At 70.9% G+C, this 18,877-nt stretch carries 18 protein-coding genes; 16 read left to right on the forward strand and 2 right to left on the reverse strand.

Annotation, left to right across the window (positions count from 1 at the left end; translation table 11 throughout):
* Positions 1 to 42 precede the first annotated feature (42 nt).
* Positions 43 to 771: a hypothetical protein gene (locus BIU90_RS13070; protein WP_071300642.1), complete on the forward strand. Its 729-nt coding sequence runs from the start codon at positions 43 to 45 to the stop codon at positions 769 to 771.
* Positions 772 to 794: 23 nt separating this feature from the next.
* Here the strand turns inward: BIU90_RS13070 and BIU90_RS13075 are convergent, their stop codons facing one another.
* Positions 795 to 1,781 carry an asparaginase gene (locus BIU90_RS13075; RefSeq protein ID WP_071300643.1) on the reverse strand — a complete coding sequence of 329 codons (987 nt, stop codon included), beginning with the start codon at positions 1,779 to 1,781 and terminating at the stop codon, positions 795 to 797.
* Between the two features lie 158 nt (positions 1,782 to 1,939).
* On the opposite strand from BIU90_RS13075, the gene BIU90_RS13080 reads away from it, so the two are divergent.
* The 12 genes from BIU90_RS13080 (at position 1,940) to rbfA (ending at position 16,115) form a co-directional block, all read left to right on the forward strand.
* Positions 1,940 to 2,461: an OsmC family protein gene (locus BIU90_RS13080; protein WP_071300644.1), complete on the forward strand. Its 522-nt coding sequence runs from the start codon at positions 1,940 to 1,942 to the stop codon at positions 2,459 to 2,461.
* A gap of 6 nt (positions 2,462 to 2,467) precedes the next feature.
* Entirely contained in the window at positions 2,468 to 3,430 is a 963-nt protein-coding gene (locus tag BIU90_RS13085; protein WP_071300645.1) for an FKBP-type peptidyl-prolyl cis-trans isomerase, read from the forward strand.
* Positions 3,431 to 3,432: 2 nt separating this feature from the next.
* Positions 3,433 to 4,521, forward strand: coding sequence for a 1-deoxy-D-xylulose-5-phosphate reductoisomerase (dxr, locus tag BIU90_RS13090; protein WP_071300646.1), 1,089 nt, complete (start codon positions 3,433 to 3,435; stop codon positions 4,519 to 4,521).
* Between the two features lie 77 nt (positions 4,522 to 4,598).
* Complete coding sequence (locus BIU90_RS13095) at positions 4,599 to 5,927, forward strand: RIP metalloprotease (RefSeq protein ID WP_175470216.1); 1,329 nt, start codon at positions 4,599 to 4,601, stop codon at positions 5,925 to 5,927.
* Between the two features lie 45 nt (positions 5,928 to 5,972).
* Positions 5,973 to 7,442, forward strand: coding sequence for a cytosine permease (locus tag BIU90_RS13100; protein WP_071300647.1), 1,470 nt, complete (start codon positions 5,973 to 5,975; stop codon positions 7,440 to 7,442).
* The gene (locus BIU90_RS13105; protein ID WP_083403952.1) at positions 7,439 to 7,978 is read left to right on the forward strand and encodes a cysteine hydrolase family protein; all 540 of its coding nucleotides are present in this window, start codon (positions 7,439 to 7,441) and stop codon (positions 7,976 to 7,978) included. The genes BIU90_RS13100 and BIU90_RS13105 overlap by 4 nt, the downstream gene beginning before the upstream one ends.
* A 64-nt stretch (positions 7,979 to 8,042) precedes the next feature.
* A complete protein-coding gene (gene ispG, locus BIU90_RS13110; RefSeq protein ID WP_071300648.1) occupies positions 8,043 to 9,173 on the forward strand; it encodes a flavodoxin-dependent (E)-4-hydroxy-3-methylbut-2-enyl-diphosphate synthase in 1,131 nt (376 codons plus the stop codon).
* 92 nt (positions 9,174 to 9,265) lie between these two features.
* Positions 9,266 to 11,017 (forward strand): proline--tRNA ligase, encoded by a 1,752-nt coding sequence (locus BIU90_RS13115; protein ID WP_071300649.1) that lies wholly within the window; start codon positions 9,266 to 9,268, stop codon positions 11,015 to 11,017.
* A gap of 175 nt (positions 11,018 to 11,192) precedes the next feature.
* Positions 11,193 to 12,191, forward strand: a complete 999-nt coding sequence (gene nusA, locus BIU90_RS13120; protein WP_071300650.1) for a transcription termination factor NusA — start codon at positions 11,193 to 11,195, stop codon at positions 12,189 to 12,191.
* A 149-nt stretch (positions 12,192 to 12,340) separates the two neighbouring features.
* Positions 12,341 to 12,679, forward strand: coding sequence for a YlxR family protein (locus tag BIU90_RS13125; RefSeq protein WP_083403953.1), 339 nt, complete (start codon positions 12,341 to 12,343; stop codon positions 12,677 to 12,679).
* Between the two features lie 74 nt (positions 12,680 to 12,753).
* Positions 12,754 to 15,573 (forward strand): translation initiation factor IF-2, encoded by a 2,820-nt coding sequence (infB, locus tag BIU90_RS13130; RefSeq protein ID WP_071300651.1) that lies wholly within the window; start codon positions 12,754 to 12,756, stop codon positions 15,571 to 15,573.
* A 92-nt stretch (positions 15,574 to 15,665) separates the two neighbouring features.
* A complete protein-coding gene (rbfA, locus tag BIU90_RS13135; protein ID WP_071300652.1) occupies positions 15,666 to 16,115 on the forward strand; it encodes a 30S ribosome-binding factor RbfA in 450 nt (149 codons plus the stop codon).
* On the opposite strand, the gene BIU90_RS13140 is transcribed toward rbfA, so the two are convergent.
* A complete protein-coding gene (locus BIU90_RS13140; RefSeq protein WP_254787073.1) occupies positions 16,112 to 16,972 on the reverse strand; it encodes an A/G-specific adenine glycosylase in 861 nt (286 codons plus the stop codon). The genes rbfA and BIU90_RS13140 overlap by 4 nt on opposite strands.
* A 97-nt stretch (positions 16,973 to 17,069) precedes the next feature.
* On the opposite strand from BIU90_RS13140, the gene BIU90_RS13145 reads away from it, so the two are divergent.
* Genes BIU90_RS13145 through BIU90_RS13155 form a run of 3 tightly spaced genes read left to right on the forward strand, consistent with a single transcriptional unit; the run spans position 17,070 to position 18,854 of the window.
* Positions 17,070 to 17,516 carry a hypothetical protein gene (locus BIU90_RS13145; RefSeq protein WP_139195272.1) on the forward strand — a complete coding sequence of 149 codons (447 nt, stop codon included), beginning with the start codon at positions 17,070 to 17,072 and terminating at the stop codon, positions 17,514 to 17,516.
* Between the two features lie 37 nt (positions 17,517 to 17,553).
* Entirely contained in the window at positions 17,554 to 18,492 is a 939-nt protein-coding gene (gene truB, locus BIU90_RS13150) for a tRNA pseudouridine(55) synthase TruB (RefSeq protein WP_071300655.1), read from the forward strand.
* Positions 18,489 to 18,854, forward strand: a complete 366-nt coding sequence (locus BIU90_RS13155) for a hypothetical protein (RefSeq protein WP_071300656.1) — start codon at positions 18,489 to 18,491, stop codon at positions 18,852 to 18,854. Before truB ends, BIU90_RS13155 begins: the two co-directional genes overlap by 4 nt.
* Positions 18,855 to 18,877: the final 23 nt, after the last annotated feature.

Consider the following 18,877-nt stretch of genomic DNA (forward strand, 5'->3'; position numbering starts at 1 on the left):
GATGTCGTCCCGGCGCCGGTGTGGATGCGATGAGATCGGTGCATGACGCTCCTGGTCCTGCGGGCCTGCCTGGTGGCAGGCGCGACACTGCTGACGGTCGGCACGGGCACGACCAGCGGTTTCGCACGCACCACGGCGCTCGCGAGTGCCGTGGTGCTCGCAGTGCTCGCAGCAGTGGTCCGGGGCGCGCCGACGCCGAACGCCGCCGAGGGAAGCGTCCCGGTCGACGTCATCGACCCTGCCACGTGGTCGGACCCATCGGCCGTCGACCCGTCGGCCCTCGACCCGTCGGACCCATCGGCCGTCGAACGCTCCCGATCGCCGGGCGAGCTCCTGGTGGGCCGCGCCGACGACGGGGTGGACGTCATCCTCGATGCCCGCTCCGGACTGGTGGTGATCGGGCACGGCGCCGTGGCCGAGGCGGTGTTCCTCGCCGCGGTCGCCGCGCTGTGCCGGGGCGTGACGGACCCGGACGAGCTCCGGGTCGCCACTGCGGACGACCTCGCGCACCTCGGCCCGCTGCCGGGTTCGGTTCGTCGCTCCGGGACCGCACTCGACGTCGGCATCGCGGTCGCCGCCGTGGTCGATGCCTGGGGCGCGCGGCTGGCATCGGTGATCCTGGTGCCGGACCTGGGCGCGGCGCCGCGTCGGGACGGCCCGACGGTCGACGTGACGCGCTACGGCTGTGTGGCCCGGACCGACCCGCGGTCACGCTCGGGGCAGCGCATCAGGCCGGCGCTGCCGCTGCTCGAAGCCTCCGGAGCAGCATGAGCGCCCTGCAGGCCGGCAGCGCTTCAGCGCAGACCGGCCCCCACGCGCACCTCGCCCACGGGCACGCCGCCACCGAGCACCCGCTCGCCGGTGGTGGCCAGGACGTCCGCGACACCGTCGGCCGAGACCACCCCGTTCCGCTGCAGCAACGTCAGCGCCGCCAGGGTCCCGGCGCGCAGTGCCCCGTCGAGCACCTTCACGACGACGGCAGCGCCGCCGGGTGCGGCCATCACCATGACGCCCTCGGCACCGAGCTTCGCCACCAGACCGAGGCGCTCGATCGTCACCGTGTTCGCTCGTCCCACCCCGTCGATGGCCCAGGGGTGTGCGAGCACGGCGTCGGTCAGCGCTGCCGTGTCGGCATCCTGCCGCTGGACGACCTCGGCGATGCCCCGCGCCATCGCCCCGAACGTCAGCGGGAACACCGGCGCACCGCAGCCGTCGATGCCGACGATGTCGACCTCCTCGCCGGTGGCGTCCTCGACGGTGGCACGCACAGCGCGTTGCATCGGGTGGTCGATGTCGAGGTAGGTCGCCTCGTCCCAGCCGTTCACCCGGCAGGCGGCGAGCATGCCCGCGTGCTTGCCGGAGCAGTTCATGGTGAGTCGCCGGGGTTCGGTCATCCCGCGTGCCGTCGCTCGGTCGTACGGCATGTCCGGAGGGCAACCGAGGTCGTCCTCGACGTGGTCGAACGCGTGCAGCATCCGCTGGACCACCGCCTGGTGCGACGGGGTACCCGCGTGGCTCGCGGTGGTCAGGACGAGCTCCTCCTCGCGGAAGACCGCTCCGCTGCGCCGGATCGCGAGTGCCTGGAAGGGCTTCATCGTCGACCGCGGGTAGATGCTGGCGCTGACGTCACCCACCGCGTCGATGACCGTGCCGGACGCATCGACGACGATCCCAGCGCCGACGTGTCGGCTCTCGTCGAACCCGGACCGCTCAAGGACCGCCAGTTCGACCGACCCCTCCGCGGTGAGAGGATGGCGGTCAGTACGGACGTCGGTGCTCATCCTGCGATCGTACCGATCAGGCGGATCCGCCCGGTCCCCGCGACCAACCCGACCCGTCGGGTCCCCGCGATCAACCCGACCCGTCGGGTCCCCGCGATCCACCCGTCCTCCCGATCCACCGGATCCGCCCGGTCCCCGCCCCGTCCGAGGAGTCCCGCATGCGCGACCACACCTACCAGGTCACCGTCGAGTGGACCGGCGCCCGGGGGACCGGCACCACCGGACCACGCGACTTCGGTCGCGACCACGTCGTCCGTGCCGAGGGCAAGCACGACCTCGCCGGCTCGGCGGACCCCACCTTCCGGGGCGACCGTGACCGGTGGAACCCCGAGGAGCTCCTCACCGCTGCCCTGGCCCAGTGCCACATGCTGAGCTACCTGCACGTCGCCGTCACCCGGGGATTCACCGTGCTGGCCTACGAGGACCACGCGACCGCTTCCCTCAGCCTCAACCGCGACGGTTCGGGTGAGCTGACCGAGGCCACACTCCACCCCGTCGTGACGATCGCCGAAGCCGACCGGACCGCCGACGCCGAAGCCGCGCACGCAGAGGCGAACGCGCTCTGCTTCATCGCCCGCTCCGTGGCGTTCCCGGTCCACCACGAGGCGGTCGTCCGGGTGCGTGTGCCGGACTCCGCAGACACACTCGGAGCCGACTCTTCACCGCGTACGGCAGACTGACTCCCCGTGAAGCGTCTCCGTCTGCTCCCGATCGCCCTCGTGCCCGCCGTCGTCCTGGGCCTCGCCGCCTGTTCCGGTTCCGGGTCCAGTGACGCATCCTCGTCCCCGTCCGCCAGCGCCTCGAGCGCAGCCATCACGAGCTGCCCCAAGCCGGGGAAGTCCTCGGCGGCGATCGACGTCTCCGGCGACTTCGGCGGCACCACCGCGCCGACCGTGACCTTCGACAAGGGACTCAAGGCGACCCCGCCGCAGGCCACCACGCTGACCAAGGGCAGCGGCTCCGACCTGAAGAAGGGCGACTTCGCACAGGTCGCCTACAGCGTGTACCAGGCATCCGACGCCAAGAAGCTCGGCACGGTCGGCTTCGACCAGGGCAACCCGCAGGTGCTCTCGGTGGGCGGCAGCGGGTTCGGCGCACTGCTCTCGTGTGCCCACGTCGGCGACCGCATCGCGACCGTCGGTGCATCGAGCGCGCTCGGCTTCAACACCGGCGGCGACATCGTCGTCGTGGCCGACGTCATCGCGCAGACGCCGACCAAGTCGACGGGGACGCCACAGACGCAGGACCCGAAGCTGCCGACCGTGAAGGACAAGGCCGACGGCGAGCCGGAGATCACGATCCCGGACGTCGACGCGCCGACCACGACCACGGCCGAGGTCATCAAGCAGGGCGATGGTGCGACCATCGCCGAGGGTGACACCGCGCTCGTGCAGTACAAGGGCGTGCTCTACAAGGGCGGCAAGGAGTTCGACTCGTCGTGGTCGAAGGGCGCACCGACCACGTTCACCATCGCCGAGGGGTCGCTCATCAAGGGCTTCGTCACCGGTCTGGTCGGCCAGAAGATCGGCTCGCAGGTCATGATCGTCGTCACGCCCGAGGACGGCTACGGAGCGACGCCGCCGGAGGGCTCGAACATCCCGGCGAACTCGACCCTCGTCTTCGTCGTCGACATCCTGGCCAAGGGCTGACCATGGCATCCGGGCGCCGCCGCGTCGTCCTCCTCGGCAGCACCGGCTCGATCGGCACCCAGGCGCTCGACGTCGTCCGCCGCAACCCGGAGCGCTTCGAGGTCGTCGGCCTGACCGCCGGCAGCAACGCCGATCTCCTGGCCGACCAGGCCGCGGCGTTCGGCGTCCGGTCCACCGCGCTCGGCGCCGCCGACGCCGAACGCCTGGTCCGGGACGTCGAGGCCGACGTGGTCCTCAACGGGATCACCGGCTCGGTCGGGCTCGGTCCCACCCTGGCGACGCTCGAGACCGGCGCGACCCTCGCCCTGGCGAACAAGGAGAGCCTGATCGTCGGCGGTCCGCTCGTGCAGGCCGCCGCTGCACCCGGGCAGATCGTCCCGGTCGACAGCGAGCACTCCGCGATCGCCCAGGCCCTGCGTTCCGGGACGGCAGCGGAGGTCCGCCGGCTCGTCCTGACCGCGAGCGGCGGTCCGTTCCGCGGCCGCTCGCGCGAGGAACTCCGCGACGTCACTCCGGCGCAGGCGCTCGCGCACCCGACGTGGGACATGGGCCTCGTCGTCACGACCAACTCCGCGACCCTGGTCAACAAGGGGCTCGAGGTGATCGAGGCCCACCTGCTGTTCGGTGTGCCCTACGACCGCATCGACGTCACGGTGCACGCGCAGTCGATCGTGCACTCGATGGTCGAGTTCACCGACGGCTCGACGATCGCTCAGGCGTCACCCCCGGACATGCGCCTGCCCATCGCGCTCGGCATGGCCTGGCCGGACCGCGTGCCCGAGGTCGGCGTCCCGCTCGACTGGACGACCGCCAGCACGTGGACGTTCGAGCCGCTCGACACCGATGCGTTCGGGGCGGTCGCCCTCGCCAAGCGCGTCGGCGTGCTGGGGGCGACGTACCCGGCCGTGTTCAACGCCGCGAACGAGCAGGCAGTCGCGGCGTTCCACGCCGGCGCCATCGGCTTCCTCGACATCGTGGACACGGTCGAGCGCGTGGTCGAGTCCCACACGCCGGAGGAGTCGTCCCTCGAGGGCGTCCTGGCGGCCGAGCGCTGGGCACGCGACGCGGCGGACCGCGCGCTCGCACGCTGAGACGCTGACGGGAGGCCCGACCCACCACCCAGCACACGCTCGGCTCCTTCATCGCCAGCGTCCCGTACGCTGCTCCGGTGACCGTCGGAACCGTGCTCCTCTTCGTCCTCGGCGTGGTCGTGTTCATCATCGGCCTGCTGATCTCGATCGGGCTCCACGAGCTCGGTCACCTCGCGTTCGCCAAGCTGTTCCGCGTCAAGGTGACGCAGTACTCGCTCGGCTTCGGCAAGACCATCTGGTCGTTCCGTCGGGGTGAGACCGAGTACGGCCTCCGTCCGATCCTGCTCGGTGGCTACATCTCGATGGTCGGCATGCTCAAGCCCCGCGCGTCGGGTCGGGCGATCACGAACACGGGCATGTACAGCGCGTTCGTGCAGGATGCCCGCCAGGCCAGCGCCGAGCAGATCGCCGAGTCCGGTGGCGACGACTCCCGGGCGTTCTACCGCCTGACGCCGTGGAAACGCATCATCGTGATGGTCGCCGGTCCCGCCATGAACCTGGTGATCGGCATCGTGCTCTTCGGCGTGCTGCTGGTCGGCTTCGGCGCCCCGACGACGACCTTCACGTCGAGCGTCGACTGCGTCCTGCCGACGACCCAGTCGACCGAGTGCTCGCCGGGCGACGCGGTCTCGCCGGCGAAGGAGGCCGGCATCCGGTCCGGTGACGTCGTGGTCGCGGTCGACGGGATCGACGACCCCACCATCACACAGGTCTCGGACGCCTTCCAGAAGTCCGCGGGCAAGCAGGTGAGCGTCGTGGTCGAGCGTGACGGCGCGCGGAAGACCCTGCAGGTCACGCCGGCTCTGGCCACCCGTGACGTGTACGACGCGTCCGGCAAGATCGTCGAGCAGGCGGACGGCACCGCGAAGACCCAACAGGTCGGCGTCGTGGGCGTCTCGATCGGACAGACCCTCGTGCGGCAGTCGCCCGCGGCGGTGCTGCCCGCGACCGGCGCCCAGATCGGTGCGTCGGCGCACCTCATCATCGACCTGCCCCAGCGCCTGGTCGCGGTGTGGAACGCGGCCTTCGGCTCGCAGGCCCGGTCGGCGGACAGCCCGGTCTCGGTGGTCGGCGTCGGCCGTGCGATCGGCACGGTCTCGTCGATGAGCGGCGTTCCGGTGGTCGACAAGATCTACACGATCCTGGGTCTGCTGGCCTCGCTCAACATCGGGCTGTTCGTGCTGAACATGGTCCCGCTCCTCCCGCTCGACGGCGGGCACATCGCGGGGGCGCTGTGGGAGGCGGTCAAGCGTCGCAGCTTCAAGCTCGTCGGCAAGGCCGACCCGGGTCCGATCGACCTGGCGAAGACGATGCCGTTGACGATGGTCGTCGTGGTGTTGCTCGCGGGGATGAGTGCGCTCCTGATCTACGCGGACATCGTGCGCCCGGTCAATCTGTTCGGGTAGCGCGGCCGGCCCGACGCCCCGCTCCCTGCGCACTACGCTCAGCGCATGAGCACAGCCCCTGAGACCCGGACCGCAGCACCGGCCGAGCGTCGCACCGTCGAGCTGCAGGGCACCGACGTCATCGCCGAGTCCGAGCGCAAGGGTCGCCCTCGTGGCCTGTTCTGGCCGTGGTTCGCCGCGAACATCTCGGTCCTCGGCCTGAGCTACGGGTCGTTCGTGCTCGGGTTCGGCATCTCGCTGCTGCAGGCGACAGTCGTCACGGTCGTCGGTGTGGTGTTCTCCTTCCTGCTGTGCGGCGTCGTCGCGATCGCGGGCAAGCGCGGGTCGGCGCCGACGATGGTGCTGAGCCGCGCGGCCTTCGGCGTCCGTGGCAACCGCCTGCCGTCGTTCCTCAGCTGGATCCTCACCGTGGGGTGGGAGACGGCGCTGGCGTCGCTGGCCGTCCTGGCGACGTCGACGGTCTTCCGCGAGCTCGGGTGGGACGACGGCGTCGTGACCAAGCTCGTCGCACTCGTGGTCGTCGCGGCGCTGGTCATCGGTGCCGGGGTCGCCGGGTTCGACGTCATCATGCGACTGCAGACCGGGATCACCGTCGTCACCGCGGTGCTCACCGTCGTGTACATCGCCCTCGCCGCGCCGTCGATCGACCTCGCCGCGCTGCGCGCCCTGCCGGCGGGCAGCGCGCAGCAGGTCATCGGCGCGCTCGTGCTCGTCATGACGGGGTTCGGCCTCGGGTGGGTGAACGCGGCGGCGGACTACTCCCGTTACCTGCCACGCACGGCCTCCACACGGGGTGTCGTCGGGTGGACGACCTTCGGTGGGGCGCTCGCCCCGGCGATCCTGGTCGTCATCGGGGTCCTGCTCGCCGGGTCGTCCAAGCAGCTGAACACCGACATCGCCGCCGACCCGATCGGTGCGCTCACGACCCTGCTGCCGGTGTGGTTCCTCATCCCGTTCGCGGTCGTGGCGATCCTCGGGCTGGTCGGCGGCGCCGTGCTCGACATCTACTCGTCCGGGTTGGCGCTGCTCAGCGCGGGCGTGCGGATCCCGCGCCCGGTCGCCGCCGGGGTCGACGGGGTGTTCATGGTCGCCGGAGCGGTCTACGTCGTCTTCTTCGCGAGCGACTTCATCTCGCCGTTCCAGGCGTTCCTCGTCACGCTCGGCGTCCCGGTCGCCGCCTGGGCCGGGGTGTTCGTCGCCGACGTGCTGCTGCGCCGGCGGGCCTACGCCGAGGACGAGCTGCACGACCGGCGCGGGCGGTACGGCGACGTCCGCTGGAGTGCGATCGCGCTCGTCCTCGTCGGGACCGCGCTCGGCTGGGGCCTCGTCACGAACACCTACGGCGTGCCGGCGTGGCTCAACTGGCAGGGCTACCTGCTCGAACCGTTCGGCCTCGGTGGCCGGACCGGTGCCTGGGCGTACGCGAACCTCGGCGTGCTGGTGGCGCTGGTGGTCGGCTTCGTCGGGACCCTGGCCATCCGCGGCTCGATCCGTCGTCAGGAGGCGCAGCAGTGACGGCGCCCGACACCACGGACGCCTGGCTGGTCGTGATCGACATGCAACGGGTCTTCACCGTCGACAGCCCGTGGTCGACGCCCGGCTACGAGCGGGCATCGGCGGCGATCGCCGAACTCCTGCCGCGCTTCGCCGGTCGCACCGTGCGGACGCGCTTCGTCGCACCGACCGAGCCCGCCGGTGCCTGGGTCGACTACTACCGCGACTGGCCGTTCGCGCTCGTGCCCGACGACGACCCGCTGTACGACCTGACGGAGCCGTTCGCGGCCCTGGACGGCCCCGTCGTCACCGCGACGTCCTTCGGCAAGTGGGGGACGGACCTCCAGGCCGTCGTGGGGGAGCACCCGCACCTGGTCCTGACGGGCGTCTCGACCGACTGCTGCGTGCTGTCGACCGCCCTGGCGGCGGCCGATGCGGGCGTCCGCGTGACCGTCGTCGCGTCGGCCTGCGCCGGAGCGAGCGACGCCGACCACGAGCGCGCCCTCGATGCGATGCGGCTGTACGGTCCGCTGGTCACGGTCGTCGACACCCTGTGAGCGGCGCGCGGCGGTGTCCAGTCGAGCGCGTAGAGTCCATGACGTGCCCGCTGTGAATCTCGGTATGCCCAAGGCCCCGGAAACCCTCGCCCCGCGTCGCAAGTCCCGGCAGATCCGGGTCGGCAAGGTGCTGGTCGGTGGGGACGCGCCCGTCTCCGTGCAGTCGATGACCACCACGCCGACGACGAACATCAACGCGACGCTGCAGCAGATCGCCGAACTGACCGCCTCCGGCTGCGACATCGTGCGCGTCGCCGTCCCGACGCAGGACGACGCCGACGCGCTGCCGATCATCGCGAAGAAGTCGCAGATCCCGGTGATCGCGGACATCCACTTCCAGCCCAAGTACGTCTTCCAGGCCATCGACGCCGGGTGCGCGGCGGTTCGGGTGAACCCGGGCAACATCCGCAAGTTCGACGACCAGGTCGGTGCCATCGCCGCCGCTGCCAAGGCCGCGGGCGTCAGCCTGCGCATCGGCGTCAACGCCGGGTCGCTCGAGCCGAGCCTGCTGCAGAAGTACGGCAAGGCCACACCCGAGGCGCTCGTCGAGTCCGCGGTCTGGGAAGCCAGTCTGTTCGAGGAGCACGACTTCCACGACTTCAAGATCTCGGTCAAGCACAACGACCCGATCGTCATGGTGAAGGCCTACCGGCAGCTCGCCGAGCGGGGCGACTGGCCGCTGCACCTCGGCGTGACCGAGGCGGGCCCCGAGTTCCAGGGCACGATCAAGAGCGCCACGGCGTTCGGCATCCTGCTCAGCGAGGGGATCGGTGACACCATCCGTGTCTCGCTCTCGGCGCCCCCCGCGCAAGAGGTGAAGGTCGGCCTGCAGATCCTGCAGTCGCTCAACCTGCGCGAGCGCAAGCTCGAGATCGTCTCCTGCCCCAGCTGCGGCCGCGCGCAGGTCGACGTCTACCAGCTCGCGAACGACGTCACCAGCGGACTCGAGGGCATGACCGTCCCGCTCCGCGTCGCCGTGATGGGCTGCGTCGTGAACGGGCCGGGCGAAGCGCGCGAGGCCGACCTGGGCGTCGCGTCGGGCAACGGCAAGGGCCAGATCTTCGTGAAGGGGCAGGTCATCAAGACGGTCCCCGAGAGCGAGATCGTCCAGACGCTCATCGACGAGGCGAACCGCCTGGCCGACGAGATGGGCCCGGCGGCCGGCACCGGCAAGCCGCTCGTCGTCACGTCGTAGCCCCTGTCGGTCCGGCCGTCCACGACGGCCGACTTCTCCACAGGCCGCGCACCGGACCCGACCGGACCCCGGGGCGCCGCTAGGCTTGCTGCGTGGTCACACGGCTCTCGCATCTGTTCCTCCGTACGCTCCGCGACGATCCCTCCGACGCCGAGGTGACGAGCGCGAAGCTGCTCGTCCGCGCCGGGTACATCCGTCGCCAGGCCCCGGGCATCTTCGCCTGGCTGCCGCTCGGGCTGCGCGTGCGCGCCCGGATCGAGGGCATCATCCGACAGGAGATGGAAGCCGCCGGCGCACAAGAGGTCCTCCTGCCGGCCCTGGTGCCGCGTGAGCCGTACGAGGCGACGAACCGCTGGACCGAGTACGGCGACGGCATCTTCCGCCTCAAGGACCGCAAGGACGCCGACTACCTGCTCGCGCCCACACACGAAGAACTCTTCGCGCTGCTGGTGAAGGACCTGTACTCGTCGTACAAGGACCTCCCCGTCACGCTGTTCCAGATCCAGGACAAGTACCGCGACGAAGCCCGCCCGCGCGCGGGGCTGCTGCGCGGACGCGAGTTCACGATGAAGGACGCCTACTCGTTCGACGTCACGGACGAGGGCCTCGACGTCAGCTACCAGACGATGCGCGACGCCTACGAGCGGATCTTCGCCCGGCTGGGCCTCGAGTACGCGATCGTCAAGGCAGACGCCGGCGCGATGGGCGGCTCCAAGTCCGAGGAGTTCCTCCACCCGATCGCGGTGGGCGAGGACACCTTCGTCCGCAGCGCCGCTGGGTACGCCGCCAACGTCGAGGCCTACGTCACGCCGGTGCCGGACGCCCTGCCGATCGAGGGCCAGCCCGAGCCCGTCGTGCTGCCCACGGCCGACACCCCCACGATCCAGACCCTGGTCGACCACGCCAACCAGGTCGCCCCGCGTGGCGGCGCACCCTGGACCGCGGCCGACACGCTCAAGAACGTCGTGCTCGCGCTCACCCACCTGGACGGAACGCGCGAGATCGTGGTCGTCGGGCTGCCGGGCGACCGCGACGTCGACCTCAAGCGGGCCGAGGTCGCCTTCGCCCCGGCCGAGGTCGAAGCCGCCGGCGACGACGACTTCCGCAAGCACACGGTCCTGGTCAAGGGCTACATCGGCCCGCAGGTCCTCGGCGCGGACAGCGCGAGCGGCATCCGGTACGTCGTGGACCCCCGCGTCGTCGACGGCACCGCGTGGGTGACCGGTGCCAACGAGCGCGGCGTGCACGTCTCCGGCCTGGTCGCCGGCCGTGACTTCGTCGCCGACGGCGTGGCCGAGGTGTCCGACGTCCGCGCGGGTGACCCCGCACCGGACGGCTCCGGTCCGCTCGAGACCGCGCGTGGCATGGAGATCGGCCACGTGTTCCAGCTCGGGCGCAAGTACGCCGAGGCGCTCGGCCTCAAGGTGCAGGACGAGAACGGCAAGCTCGCCACCGTCACCATGGGCTCGTACGGCATCGGTGTCACCCGGATCCTGGCGATCCTCGCCGAGGCGCACAACGACGACAAGGGCCTGGCGTGGCCCAAGCACGTCGCGCCGTTCGACGTGCACATCGTCGCGACCGGCAGGGACACCACCGCGTACGACCTCGCGACCACGATCGTCGAGTCGCTCGAGTCCGAGCGCTACGAGGTGCTCTACGACGACCGTCCGAAGGTGTCGCCCGGCGTGAAGCTGCGTGACGCCGAGCTGCTCGGCATGCCGATCGTGGTCGTCGCCGGCCGCGGGGCTGCCGACGGGATCGTCGAGCTCTGGAACCGCGCGAGCGGTGAGCGGACCGAGGTGCCGGTCGCCGAGCTGCTGCAGGCGGTCCGCGCGATCTAGCGGCTCGCGTCGACGACGTGACCACCCACCGGACAGGAGGCCCGGTGCCAGCTGGCACCGGGCCTCCCGTCCGTCTCGGGCGCGGGCCGCGACCCGCAGTGCGGTAGTCTGGACGCCGACTTCTGCGCGGCACCAGCGCGCCGGAGCGACTCAGCTGAATAGGAAAGGCCACGCGGTGAAGATCGATCTCGCAGTCCTGCGACTCATGGAGCGCGAACGGGAGATCCCGTTCGAAGAACTCGTCCAGATCATCGAGTCGGCCATCCTGACGGCCTACCACAAGCACACCGACGAGAACGGCGAGCCGGCCGACGCACAGTCCCGCGTCGAGCTCGACCGCAAGACCGGTGAGGTCAGCGTCTTCGTGCCCGAGCGCGACGACGAAGGCACCGTCATCGGCGAAGCCGTCGACCAGCCGAGCGACTTCGGTCGCATCGCGGCGTTCGCAGCGAAGCAGGTCATCAACCAGCGCCTGCGCGACATCGGCGACGACAAGATCCTCGGCCAGTTCCGCGGCAAGGAAGGCGACATCGTCGCGGGCGTGGTCCAGCAGGGCCCGAACCCGAAGATGGTGCACGTCGACCTCGGCACCGTCGAGGCGATCCTGCCCCCGGAAGAGCAGGTCCCGGGCGAGAGCTACACGCACGGTTCGCGCATCCGCGTGTACGTGACGAGCGTCGGCCGCGGCAACAAGGGGCCGCAGATCACGGTCTCCCGGACGCACCCGGGCCTGGTCCGCAAGCTCTTCGCGCTCGAGGTCCCGGAGATCGCCTCCGGTGTCGTCGAGATCACGTCGCTGGCGCGCGAGGCCGGGCACCGCACCAAGCTCGCGGTCAAGGCGAACGAGCCGGGCGTGAACGCGAAGGGTGCCTGCATCGGCGAACTCGGAGCGCGTGTCCGTGCCGTGACGACCGAGCTCGGCGCCGAGAAGATCGACATCGTGGACTGGTCGCCGGACCTGGCGACCTTCGTCGCGAGCGCACTGTCGCCGGCGAAGGTGACGAGCGCGTTCGTGCTCGATGCCTCCACCAAGGCCGTCCGTGCCCTCGTGCCGGACTACCAGCTCTCGCTCGCCATCGGCAAGGAAGGGCAGAACGCGCGTCTGGCCGCCAAGCTCACCGGAGCGCGGATCGACATCCAACCGGACTCGATCCTGGACGACGACGAGTCCTGATCGACATCCCGTCAGGTCGTCAGGGCTCGATCCTGGACGACGACGAGTCCTGATCAGAGACGCCGACATCGCGCCGGCGCCCGGCGTTTCGCCCGTGGCGATGCGGATCCGGGCGTGCCGGATCGCGGTCAACGGAGGCAAGGAGTAGAGTGGTCGCCGTCAGAACGTGCATCGGCAGTCGTCGTCGCGCAACCCGATCCTCCCTCCTCCGAGTCGTCGCCCAGAGCGACGGCCGTGTGGTGGCGGATCCGAAGGCAGTCATGCCGGGCCGGGGAGCGTGGCTCACACCGACGGTCGAAGCGTACGAGATGGCCGTCAAGCGCCGGGCTTTCCGCCGGGCGCTGCGGCTGGATCGTGAACCGGACACGTCTGCGGTGCTCGAACACCTGCGGCGACTGGCCGACGTGGAACCCAACCACGCGGAGCGGATCGACGCGGGCGAGCGCCCGGACACGACAGAACAGGCTGAACGGCTTATGGACAACTGATGAGCGGCTCGAAATGAGACCCATCATCCAGTGAGTCCTGCCCCTTGACGGGGTGGGACCCGTGAAGGAGAACAGTGGCGAAACCACGCGTACACGAGATCGCAAGCGAGCTCGGCGTCGACAGCAAGACCGCACTCGAGAAGCTCAAGGAGCTCGGCGAGTTCGTCAAGGGACCGAGCTCGAGTGTCGAGCCGCCCGTGGCACGGAAGCTCCGTGCCGCCCTGCAGGCAGAGGGCGCTTCGGCGTCCGCCAAGCCGGCAGCAGCCCCCGCACCCGCGGCGGCGAAGTCGTCCGCCCCCAAGCCGGGTGGCCCGAAGCCCGGACCCAAGCGTCCGGCGCCGGAGCCCGAGCCCGAGGTCGCCCCCCAGGCGGCCGAGTCGGACGTCCCCGTCACCCCGGCCCCGAAGTCCGTCGCGCAGCGACAGGCCGAGGCCGAGGCGGCACGCAAGGCCAAGGAAGCCGAGAAGGCCGCCGCATCGACGGGTGAGTCGTCCGACGACGCTCCGAAGACCGACGCCGTCAAGCCCGGCAGCGCCAAGCCCTCCGCGGCCGGCCCGAAGCCCGGTGGCCCCAAGCCCGGTGCACGTCCGGGCAACAACCCCTACGCGTCGAACCAGGGCATGGGCTCGCGCCCGCCGCGCCCCGGCAACAACCCGTTCGCGTCCAACCAGGGCATGGGCCAGCGTCCCGCTGGTGGTGCTGGCGGTGGCGCGGGCATCCCGCGTCCGCAGCCCCCGCGCCCCGGTGCACCCCGTCCCGGCGCTCCGCGTCCGGGTGGGCCCGGTCAGGCCAACCGTCCCAATGGCTTCGGGCAGCGCCCGGGCCAGGGTGGCGGCGGTCGTGGCGGCCCCGGTGGCGCACGTCCCGGTGCCGGCGGCGGTGCCGGTGGTTTCCCGCGTCCGGCGTTCAGCGGCCCGCGTCCCGCCGGTGGCGGCGGCCGTGGTCGTGGACCCGGCGGTGGTACCGCTGGTGCGTTCGGTCGTGGTGGCGGCAAGAGCCGTGCCCGCAAGTCGAAGCGGACGAAGCGCGCCGAGTACGAGATGCGGCAGGCGCCGTCGCTCGGCGGTGTGCAGGTCCCGCGCGGCGACGGCAACACGGTCGTCCGTCTGCGTCGTGGTGCGAGCATCTCGGACTTCGCGGACAAGATCGACGCGAGCCCCGGCAACCTGGTGACGGTGCTGTTCCACCTCGGTGAGATGGCGACCGCGACCGAGTCCCTCGACGAAGCGACCTTCGAGGTCCTCGGCGAAGAACTCGGCTACAAGATCCAGATCGTCTCGCCCGAGGACGAGGACCGCGAGCTCCTCGAGGGCTTCGACATCGACATCGACCAGGAGTACGCCGACGAGGACGACTCCGTCCTGCAGCAGCGTCCCCCGGTCGTCACCGTCATGGGTCACGTGGACCACGGCAAGACCCGCCTGCTCGACGCCATCCGCAACTCCAAGGTGGTCGAGGGCGAAGCCGGCGGCATCACGCAGCACATCGGTGCGTACCAGATCGTCGCCGAGCACGAGGGCATCGAGCGTCCGATCACGTTCATCGACACCCCGGGCCACGAGGCGTTCACCGCCATGCGTGCCCGTGGTGCGCAGGTGACGGACATCGCGATCCTCGTGGTCGCGGCGGACGACGGCATCATGCCCCAGACGATCGAGGCGCTGAACCACGCGCAGTCGGCCAACGTGCCGATCGTGGTCGCGGTGAACAAGATCGACAAGGACGGCGCCAACCCCGCCAAGGTCCGCCAGCAGCTCACCGAGTACAACCTGGTGGCCGAGGAGTACGGCGGCGACGTCATGTTCGTCGACGTGTCCGCGCGGCAGAACATCGGCATCCAGGAACTGCTGGACGCCGTGCTGCTCACCGCCGACGCCGGGCTCGACCTGCGTGCGAACCCCGACAAGGACGCCCGCGGTGTCGCGATCGAGGCGCGTCTGGACAAGGGCCGCGGTGCAGTCGCCACGGTGCTCATCCAGTCCGGCACGCTGCACGTCGGCGACGCGATCGTGGCGGGCACGGCCTACGGCCGCGTCCGTGCGATGGCGGACGAGGACGGCAACCCCGTGACCGCGGCGACCCCGAGTCGTCCGGTCCAGGTGCAGGGTCTGTCCTCGGTGCCCCGCGCCGGTGACACGTTCCTCGTCACGGAAGAAGACCGGACCGCCCGTCAGATCGCTGAGAAGCGTGAAGCGGCCGAGCGCAACGCCCAGCTGGCCAAGGCCCGCAAGCGCATCTCGCTCGAGGACTTCACCCGTGCACTCGAAGAGGGCAAGGTCGACTCGCTCAACCTCATCATCAAGGGTGACGTCTCCGGTGCTGTCGAAGCACTCGAGCAGTCGCTCCTCGACATCGAGGTGGACGACAGCGTCCAGCTGCGCATCCTGCACCGCGGTGTGGGTGCGATCACCGAGTCGGACATCGACCTCGCCACGATCGACAACGCCATCGTCATCGGCTTCAACGTCCGTCCGGACGTCAAGGCCCGTGAGCGTGCGGCGCGTGAAGGCATCGACGTCCGGTTCTACTCGGTCATCTACAACGCACTCGAGGACATCGAGCAGTCCCTCAAGGGCATGCTCAAGCCCGAGTACGAAGAGGTGCAGTCCGGTGTCGCCGAGATCCGCGAGGTCTTCCGGTCCTCGAAGTTCGGCAACATCGCAGGTGTCATCGTCCGCTCCGGCACGATCACGCGCAACGCCAAGGCGCGCGTCATCCGTGACGGCGTGGTCCTGGCCGACGGACTGGCGATCGAGTCGCTCCGTCGCTTCAAGGACGACGTCACCGAGGTCCGCACGGACTTCGAGGCCGGTATCGGTCTGGGCAAGTTCAACGACATCCAGATCGGTGACGAGATCGAGACCACCGAGCTCGTCGAGAAGCCGCGCGACTAGTCGCACGACCACCTGGGCCCCGGCCTCCTGCACAGGAGGCCGGGGCCCGACCCCGTTCCACCAGAAGAACCCCTGCCCCCAGGAGGCACCCCATGGCTGACCCGCAGCGCGCACGCAAGATGGCGGACCGCATCAAGGAGGTCGTCGCCCGTCGCCTCGACAAGGGCCTGCGCGACCCGCGACTCGGCTTCGTGACCATCACGGACGTCCGGGTCACGGGCGACCTGCAGCACGCGTCGGTGTTCTACACCGTGTACGGCTCCGACGAGGAGCGCGCCGACTCCGCCGCAGCACTCAAGGCCGCGACCGGCATGCTCCGCACCGAGGTCGGCAAGAACATCACGGCGCGGCTCACCCCGTCGCTCGAGTTCATCGCCGACGCCCTGCCGGACACGTCAGCGCACATGGAGGACCTGCTCGTGCAGGCCCGTCAGCGTGACGAGGCCGTCCGGAGCGCTTCGGCCGGGGCGACGTACGCCGGTGACGCCGACCCGTACAAGCACGACGACGAGGACGACGACGCCGCCGAGGCGCGCGCCTAGTCGGACCCGTCTGGCAGCCGGTACCCGCTCGCGTCGTCCCCGACGGCCAGTCCGTCGCGCAGGAGCGACGCGAGCGCCCGGTCGCGCTGCGCGTCGTCCGGCCACACCAGGCGGATCTCGGACGGCGTGACCGGGACGTCGCTGGCGCGCAGTTCTGCCATCACCAGCCCGCGCACCTGGCGGTCGCTGCCAGCGAACTTCGCCTGCTTCGGCGCGCGCGGCCCGTCGTGCTCCGGGTACCCGGCGGCGCGCCAGGCGCACCGGTCGGCGATCGGACAGGCGTCGCAGGCGGGGGAGCGGGACACGCACACGAGCGCGCCGAGCTCCATCACGGCGGCGTTCGTCGCTGCGGCGGCGTCGCGGTCCTCCGGTAGGACCGACTCCATGAGGGGCAGGTCGCGCTTGGCGTTCGCGGGGCCGGGCTGCCCCTCGCCGAGGAGTGCACGCGCCAGCACGCGTCGCACGTTGACGTCGACGACGGGGTGCCGGTCGCCGTACGCGAACACCGCGACCGCGCGCGCCGTGTAGTCGCCGATCCCCGGCAGTGCCAGCAGGGCGTCGACGTCCCGCGGCACGACGTTGTCGTGCCGGTCGGCGATCGCCGTGGCCGCGGCGTGCAGCGCGAGCGCGCGTCTCGGGTAGCCGAGCCGGTCCCAGGCACGCACCGCGTCGGCAGGAGGTGACTCGGCGAGGTCGCGAGGTGTCGGCCACCGGGTGAGCCAGGCCTCCAGGCGGGGGACCACCCGCGCGACCTGGGTCTGCTGCAGCATGATCTCGCTGACCAGCGTGCCCCAGGCCGGGAACCCGGGCCGACGCCACGGCAGGTCGCGCGCCTCGGCGCGGAACCAGGCGATCAGCGGGGTGGCGATGTCGGGACGGGATCCGTCCGACGAGTTGTCCACAGACCGTCGGGAGGCCCTGCTCGCGTTCACCACGACAGCCTACGGTGGGTGCATGGCACGCTGGGCACCTGAAGCAACCGACACGATGGCCGCGATCGCGAACGAGGTGATCGCGCAGGTCGGCACGAACCGCACCGTCATCGGCGTCGACGGGCAGGACGGCGTCGACCTCGAGCGCGTCGCCGCCGGGCTGGTCGACGGGTTCGCGCAGCACGGGGTCACGGCCATGGCCGCCGCAGCGCCGACGACCGACGCGGACCGACTCCGGAGTGACCTCGTTGCCCCGTTCCGGACGACCGGGGCCGGTGACGGCGTGCTCGTGGTGCACGGACACGGTGTCCTCGGTGCCGGCGCACGCGGTCTGTGGCGCTGGTCGATGTGGGTGGAGCAGGAGTCCGGCCGGCTCGAGCGTCGTGCCGACGTCAAGATCGCTGCTTCCGCGGTGCTCGACGTGACCGACCCGGAGCACCCGCGGCGCGAATGGAACGACGCCTGCTGAGCAGCGCTCACCTCAGCGTCGCTGGTACGCTCCTCGGGTGCTCGAAACCGCTCCCGACGGCATCCTCCTCGTCGACAAGCCGCAGGGGATCTCCAGCCATCGGGCAGTGTCGATCGCCCGGCGGCGGCTCGGTCTGAAGAAGATCGGGCATGCCGGAACGCTCGACCCCATGGCGACCGGGCTGCTCATCCTGGGTGCTGGTCCGTCCACCCGGCTGCTGACGCACCTGGTCGGGCTCGACAAGACCTACACGGCGACCATCCGCCTCGGGGTCGCGACCGACTCCGACGACGCCGACGGCGCACCGGTCGCCGCGGTCGGGGTGGCGCAGGCCGACGTCTCCGACGACGCCGTCGAGGCTGCCGTGGCGGCGCAGCGCGGTCCGATCTCGCAGGTGCCGTCGACCGTCAGCGCGATCAAGGTCGACGGACGGCGTGCCTACGACCTGGCGCGCAAGGGCGAGGAAGTGACCCTCAAGGCACGTTCGGTGACCGTGTCGCAGTTCGACATCACGGGGCGGAACGACCACGTCGTCAGCGTGGACGGGGTCGAGACCGCCGTCGTCGACCTCGACGTCGTCGTCGCCTGCTCCTCCGGCACCTACGTCCGTGCCCTTGCCCGCGACGTCGGTGCGGCCCTCGGTACCGGCGCGCACCTGACGGCGTTGCGGCGCACCCTGGTCGGGCCGTTCTCGGTGGCCGATGCGATCGACCTCGAGGACGACACCGTCGACGTCCATGCGGCGCTCGCCCGTCCCGCAGACATCGCGCGGGCGCTCTTCCCGGTCGTCGCCCTCGACGCGATCGCCGCGAAGGACCTGGCCGACGGCAAGCGGATCAGTGCCGACCACCCGGACACGGACGGACCCGTGGCAGCGGTCACCGCCCGTGACGACCGGCTCGTCGGGCTCGTCTCGGTACGGCGGGGGCTGCTCCGGGTCATCACGAACTTCCCGACGAACGGGGCCACAGCGTGATCGAGTGGTTCATGTGGGTGCAGCTCGTGCTCGCCGTCGTCGTCGGTCTGTTCGCCGTCGTGGTCGGCTTCGTCGGGTGGAAGCCCAACGACTACACCGTCGGGTCCCTGGTCCTGGTGGAGCTGTTGCTCGTCGCCCAGCTCGTGGTCTCGCTGGTCGCCCCGGCGGTGGGCAACCCGCCGAAGGGCAACGTGCTCGAGTTCTGGGTCTACGCGGTGTCCGTGCTCCTGGTCCCGCCCGCGACGATCGTGTGGGCGCTCGTCGACCGCACCCGGTGGAGCACCGTCGTGCTCGGGGCCGGCGCGTTCACCGTCGCGGTCATGGTCTACCGGATGTACCAGATCTGGTTCGCCCTGAACTGACCCGCACGGTCGGTGGTGTCGCC

It is taken from the genome of Curtobacterium sp. MCBA15_001 (assembly GCF_001864835.1).
Lineage (GTDB): Bacteria > Actinomycetota > Actinomycetes > Actinomycetales > Microbacteriaceae > Curtobacterium.